Here is a 6,151-nt window from a genome sequence, read left to right on the forward strand (position 1 = left end):
GGCTGCTCTGACATTTCAACACCATCGGGCCAAATCAATTTATGAAGCCTGATCAATCCATGAAGACCGAATACTCGGGTTTGCACCCTTTCTTGCGCGGCTGGATGGGCCTCGGTTTGGCCATCAGCGCCACCTTTGGCATGGCCGCCGACTTGCCGTCCGCCGCGCTGCAAGCGCTGCGCCAAGCCAATGTGCCACCCTCAGCCATCAGCATTCAAGTCACGCCCCTGAACAGCGCCACCCCACGCCTGGCGCACCGGGCGCAGGTCGCCACCAACCCCGCCTCGGTGATGAAGCTGATCACCACCTACGCGGGCTTGTCCTTGCTGGGGCCGGACTTCACCTGGCGCAACCGTGTCTATGCCGATGGGCCGATCAAGGACGGTGTGCTGCAAGGCAACCTGATCGTGCGGGGCAGCGGCGACCCCAAGCTGGTCATTGAGCGGCTGCAAGACCTGATGGCCCAGCTGAGCGCCTTGGGCCTGCGCGACATCCGGGGCGACATCGTGCTCGACCGCAGCGTGTTCGAAGTCACGCCGCGCACCGAAGCGTTTGACGACGAGCCCCTGCGCCCCTACAACGTGAGCCCCGATGGGCTGCTGCTGAACTTCAAGGCGCTGATCTACACCTTCACACCCGATGCCGCCACGGGCCAAGTGAGCGTGCGGGTGGAGCCGCCTTTGGCCGGGTTCGATGCGCCTCGCAGCGTGCCCATGGGCCACGGCCCTTGCCAGGACTGGCGCAGCCAGCTGCGCGCCGACTTCAGCCAAGCCCATCAGGTGCGCTTTGCAGGCACTTACCCGGCCAGCTGTGGCGAGCGGCCATGGCCTGTGGCTTACCCCGCACCCGAGGTGTATGGCGCCAAACTCATCCAGGCCGTGTGGCTGGCCACCGGCAACCGGCTGGGTGGCCAGGTGCGCTACGGCAACCTGCCCGCCAAAGCGCGCCTGCTGCTCGAAGCCCCCTCGCTGCCCTTGGGCGAGGTAATCGCCGACATCAACAAGTTCTCCAACAACGTGATGGCACAGCAATTGTTTTTGACCCTGTCGAGCGACATGGGTGCCCCTGGCCGGTTTGAGGCCTCGCGCCTGCGGGTCTTGCAGTGGTGGCACACGCAGTTTCCGGGACAAACCGAGCCTGTGCTGGACAACGGCTCGGGCCTGTCGCGCACTGAGCGCAGCAGCGCCCAGGCGCTGACGGCCTTGCTGCAAGCGGCCAGCAGCGGACCGCATGCGGCATCGTTTCAAAACTCCTTGTCGGTGGCCGGCATGGACGGCACCAGCGCCCGATTGCGCGAGCGCAACCCCAACTCGCCCGTGATCGGCCAGGCCTGGCTCAAGACCGGCTCCTTGCGCGATGTGGCCTCGGTGGCCGGCTATGTGCAAGGCCAAAGCGGTCAGCGTTACGCGCTGGTGGCCATCATCAACCACCCCAACGCCAACCAGGCCCGGCCCGCACTGGACCAACTGCTGGAATGGACGGTACGTGACGCGAACAACACCGACATGCCCCGCACCGTGGCCAAACGCCAGCGACAATGACGCCATGAATTTGATCGACTGGGTCGGCACCGCAGCCGCCATCCTGACCACCGCCAGCTTTGTGCCGCAAGCCTGGCACACCTTCCGCACACGCGATGTGAGCGGCATCTCTTTGGGCATGTACAGCCTGTTCACCGTGGGTGTGGCGCTGTGGCTGGTCTATGGCGTGCTGATGGCGGCCTGGCCCATCATCATCGCGAACACCATCACCACCAGCTTGGCGCTGATGATTTTGGTGATGAAGCTGCGTTACCGCTGAAGCGGCATCAGGCTGCGGCCCGCTGCAAGCGGTCGCGCACGCCTTCCCACTCGGGCGTGTCGGGTGGCAGCTGCACCCAAATCTGCTGCACGCCACGCGCGTCCAGATCGCGCAGCACGCTGAACAAATCGTGCGCGGCTTGCTCGGCACTCTGCGCTTGGGCGCGCCACACCACACCAGCACCAGCATCGGGCCGCAGCGCTGACCACACGCCCAGGTTGTTGGCGTGCGGGCCCAGGGCTTGCAACTTGGCGTCGATGTCTTGCGCCGCCATCAAGCGCACCTTGGCGCGGGGCGCGTAGTGCGATTCGAGCGTGCCCGAGGCGCGGGGTGCGGCTTGTGCGATCGCGTCCTTGTCCAGCACGGCGCGGCCGCAAGCGGCTTCGATTTGCACGCGGGTGATGTGTCCGGGGCGCAGCAAGACCGGCTCACCGCGTGTGCAGTCGATGATGGTGGACTCGATGCCCACCGGGCATTCGCCGCCGTCCAAGATCAGCAGTTCCTGGCCCAACTCGGACTGCACATGCGCCGCAGTGGTGGGGCTTACGCGGCCAAAGCGGTTCGCACTGGGGGCCGACACACCGTGCACACCCAAAGCCACGCACGCGTGCAGGAGCTGTTGGGCCACCGGGTGCGATGGGCAACGCAAACCAATCGAGTCTTGCCCACCGGCCGAGGCGGTGGCCACACCGGGTTGACGCGGCAAGATCAAGGTCAAGGGGCCGGGCCAAAACGCGTCGATCAAGGCTTGCGCAAAGTCGGGCACCTGCGCGGCAAACAGCGGCACTTGCGCGGCGCTGGCCACGTGCACGATCAGCGGGTGGTCGGCGGGGCGGCCTTTGGCCACAAAGATTTTCGCCACGGCCGAATCGTCGGTCGCGTTGGCGGCCAGGCCATACACCGTTTCGGTGGGCAAGCCCACCAGCTGGCCATCACGCAGGGCTTGCGCCGCCTGCGCGATGCTCGCCTCGTTCGCACTCAGGATCATGCGCCGCCTTAAAACGCTTCGATGCCGAGCAAAGCGGCGGCCTGCAAGGCCGTGGCGCGCACCGCCTCGGGCGTGGCCCCGGTGATGTTCAGGTGCCCCATCTTGCGACCGGGGCGTGCCGACAGCTTGCCGTACAGGTGCAGGTGGGTGCCGGGCAAGGCCAGCACTTGCGCCCATGCGGGGCTGGCGCCTTCTGGCCACAAATCGCCCAACAGGTTGAGCATGATGGCCGGAGAGTGCTGACGCGGCTGCGTGAGCGGCAAGCCCGCCAGCGTGCGCACCTGCAGCTCAAACTGCGATTGGTCGCAAGCATTCATCGTGTAATGGCCGCTGTTGTGCGGGCGCGGCGCCATCTCGTTGACGACCAGTTGGCCGCCTTCGAGGATGAAAAACTCCACGCACAGCACGCCCACGTAGTGGATGCCTTCGGCAATGGCACGGGTCGCGGCCACAGCCTGTGCGGCCAGATCGGCGGGCACAGCGCCTTCGTGCACGCTGGTCACGGCCAGAATGCCTTCGCGGTGCAGGTTCGATTGCACCGGGAAATTCACCATCTGCCCATCAGCCCCTCGGGCCACGATGACCGAACACTCGGCCTTCAAGGGCAGCATTTTTTCGAGCACACAGGGCACGTTTTTGAGCTGGTCCCAGGCAGCCACCAACTCGGCACGGGTCTTGACCCGGATCTGGCCTTTGCCGTCGTAGCCCATGCGAGCGGTCTTGAGGATGCCGGGCAAGAGGTCATCGTTCACGGCCGCCAGTTGCTCGGGCTTGGCGGTGACGGCGTGCGGGGCCACCGGCACGCCGCAGTTCACGAAGTGGGCTTTTTCGGCAGCGCGGTCTTGTGCAATGGCCACCGCATCGGCGCTGGGGGCCACCGGACGGTGTGCGCCCAGCGTGACCAGCGCAGGCGCGGGCACGTTCTCAAACTCGGTGGTAATGGCCGCGCAGCGCTGCATCAGCTGGGCCAGGCCCTGCTCGTCCAGGTAATCGGTCTGGATGTGGTGGTGGCTCACCAGCCCGGCGGGGCTGGCCACATCGGGGTCGAGCACGGCGGTGAAATAACCCATGGCCTGGGCCGCGTGGACGAACATTCGGCCCAGCTGGCCGCCGCCCATCACGCCCAATGTGGCAGGCTGACCGTTGACGACCGAGCCGGGCAACAGGGGTTTGCTCATGCGGCCCCCACAGGTGGCAGGGTCATGGCGCGGGCCATGGCCGTCTGCTCGGCGCGGAAGGCTTCGAGCTTTTGACGCAGCGCCGGATCGTTGTTGGCCAGCATGGCCACGGCAAACAGGGCGGCATTGGCCGCACCGGCTGCGCCAATCGCAAACGTGGCCACCGGCACGCCCTTGGGCATTTGCACAATGCTGTGCAACGAATCCACGCCCGACAAGGCCTTGGTCTGCACCGGCACACCCAGCACCGGCACCACGGTCTTGGCCGCGATCATGCCGGGCAAATGCGCCGCGCCGCCTGCGCCCGCGATGATGGCCTGCAGGCCACGACTTGCGGCCGTCTGTGCGTAGTCAAACATGTCGTCGGGCATGCGGTGGGCCGAAACGACACGGGCGTCGTGGGGGATGCCAAACTGTTGGAGAATCTGGACTGCGTGCTGCATGGTGTCCCAGTCGGAGCTGGAACCCATGACGACGCCGATGAGCGCTTGAGTCATTGGGTGCTTTTCGTGATCAATGTTGGATTTTAAGGTTTCACCCCATGGGGGCGTGAAACACAACCCGGAACACTGCCCGCCATGATGGACGTCACGATACAAAACTTTGAAACCGAGGTCATCGAAGCCTCCATGACCACGCCCGTGCTGGTGGATTTCTGGGCCCCCTGGTGCGGCCCCTGCAAATCGCTGGGCCCCGTCCTCGAAAAGGTGGAGCTCACCTACGAAGGCCGCTTCAAGCTGGTCAAGATCAACTCTGACGAAGAACAGCAACTGGCCCAGGCCTTCGGCATCCGCAGCATCCCGACCTGCGTCTTGCTGATGGGCGGCAAGCCCGTCGATGGCTTCATGGGCGCTTTGCCTGAAGGCCAGGTCAAGCAATTCCTCGACAAACACCTGCCTGCGGCCGACACACTGCAAGCGCCCGCCTTGGCAGAAGAAGAACCTGCCGACCATGAAGCCGGCGAGCCGCCCAGCCCCCGCGCCGCACTGGAACAAGCCCTGGCCACCGACCCGGGCAACGATGACGCCCGCTTTGACCTGGTCAAGCTGCTGATCGGTCTGGGCGAGCTGGCCGAAGCCGCCGCCCTGTTGGCCCCGGCCATGAGCCGCATTCCGGTGCCTTTGCGTTTTGAAGCCCAGACCCAATGGCTCAACGCCCTGGAATTCGTCAGCACCGACCCACGCGGCCATTGGCCACTGGACAAATTCGATGAACTGATCGGCCAGAACAAGCGCGATTTTGAAACCCGTTTTGCCAAAAGCCGCCTGCTCATCGCTGTGGGCGAATGGGAAGCGGCCATGGAAGAGCTGCTGGAAATCATCATGCGCGACAAAAAATGGGACGACGAAGCCCCGCGCAAAACCTTTGTCGCCCTGCTGGAGTTGATGACCCCGCAAAAATTCCAGGCCCAAGACGCCACCGGCAAATCGGCTGGCGGCATCGAGCTGATGGGCAAATCAGCGGTCGAAGAAGACCCGCTGCTGGCCATGATCTCCAGTTACCGGCGCAAGCTGAGCATGGCGCTCAACTGAACGGCTGTCGCCAGTCCGATTTGTAGGTCGGAGTCGTAGGTCGGAGCTTCAGCTCCGACGATTTCCGCTCCGGCACAGACCCCACGTCGGGGCTGAAGCCGCCGACCTACAGCCAACATCCCAGGTCATCAATGAGCACAAAGCACTGTGTATGGCCTCAGCGCGAGGGGCCTGCCTGCCGTTCGATGGCCATGCGCATGGACGACAGAAGCCCGATGGCCATCAGCACCTCGCCGACGACAAACATGGGGCCGACCAACAGGCCCACGATGTCATCCACAAAAGCGGGTTTGCGGCCTTCCCAGTAGTGGCCGACAAACTGGATGATCCAGCCGATCACAAAGACGGCCAAGCCCAACTGCCAGCCTTGCAGGCCGACTTGGCCCGCCATGGGTGCCAACACATGTGCCAGGGCGATCAGCGCACCGTTGACCACCGTGGTGGCCAAGCCCAGCAAGAAGTTGCCGCGTGACAGGTACCAAAGACTGGTCAGCCCCCACACCAGCCAAGCGGGCGTGACCACGCGGTCGCCCACCACCCATTCAGGCTGTGTCAACATGATGCCGATGGCCATGAAGATGAGGGGCACCCCCAGCAAATGGGTGGCGATGTTGCGGCGGTCGCGGTGGTAATGGGCGTACTGAACCATCAGT

7 protein-coding genes are annotated in these 6,151 nt (G+C 64.7%); 3 read left to right on the plus strand and 4 right to left on the minus strand.

All coding sequences use genetic code 11. From position 1 onward, the window contains the following. Positions 1–59: 59 nt before the first annotated feature. Complete coding sequence (dacB, locus tag Q1W40_RS02830) at positions 60–1,541, plus strand: D-alanyl-D-alanine carboxypeptidase/D-alanyl-D-alanine-endopeptidase (RefSeq protein WP_300708655.1); 1,482 nt, start codon at positions 60–62, stop codon at positions 1,539–1,541. 4 nt (positions 1,542–1,545) lie between these two features. Then, complete coding sequence (locus Q1W40_RS02835; RefSeq protein ID WP_108324030.1) at positions 1,546–1,800, plus strand: SemiSWEET transporter; 255 nt, start codon at positions 1,546–1,548, stop codon at positions 1,798–1,800. Positions 1,801–1,807: 7 nt separating this feature from the next. On the opposite strand, the gene Q1W40_RS02840 is transcribed toward Q1W40_RS02835, so the two are convergent. The 3 genes from Q1W40_RS02840 to purE are packed head-to-tail and all read right to left on the minus strand — an operon-like array spanning position 1,808 to position 4,463. Continuing rightward, on the minus strand, positions 1,808–2,788 hold the full coding sequence (locus Q1W40_RS02840; RefSeq protein ID WP_300708659.1) for an L-threonylcarbamoyladenylate synthase: 981 nt from the start codon (positions 2,786–2,788) through the stop codon (positions 1,808–1,810). Positions 2,789–2,796: 8 nt separating this feature from the next. Continuing rightward, a complete protein-coding gene (locus Q1W40_RS02845; RefSeq protein ID WP_300708661.1) occupies positions 2,797–3,966 on the minus strand; it encodes a 5-(carboxyamino)imidazole ribonucleotide synthase in 1,170 nt (389 codons plus the stop codon). Continuing rightward, positions 3,963–4,463 (minus strand): 5-(carboxyamino)imidazole ribonucleotide mutase, encoded by a 501-nt coding sequence (gene purE / locus Q1W40_RS02850; protein WP_300708663.1) that lies wholly within the window; start codon positions 4,461–4,463, stop codon positions 3,963–3,965. Before purE ends, Q1W40_RS02845 begins: the two co-directional genes overlap by 4 nt. An 81-nt stretch (positions 4,464–4,544) precedes the next feature. Here purE and trxA point away from each other — a divergent pair, with 81 nt between their 5' ends. Next, the gene (trxA, locus tag Q1W40_RS02855; RefSeq protein WP_300708665.1) at positions 4,545–5,498 is read left to right on the plus strand and encodes a thioredoxin; all 954 of its coding nucleotides are present in this window, start codon (positions 4,545–4,547) and stop codon (positions 5,496–5,498) included. A 157-nt stretch (positions 5,499–5,655) separates the two neighbouring features. On the opposite strand, the gene Q1W40_RS02860 is transcribed toward trxA, so the two are convergent. After that, a complete protein-coding gene (locus Q1W40_RS02860; protein WP_300708667.1) occupies positions 5,656–6,150 on the minus strand; it encodes an Mpo1-like protein in 495 nt (164 codons plus the stop codon). Position 6,151 lies beyond the last annotated feature (1 nt).

Origin of the sequence: Limnohabitans sp. (assembly GCF_030158565.1) — a bacterium.
Taxonomy (GTDB): domain Bacteria; phylum Pseudomonadota; class Gammaproteobacteria; order Burkholderiales; family Burkholderiaceae_C; genus Limnohabitans_A.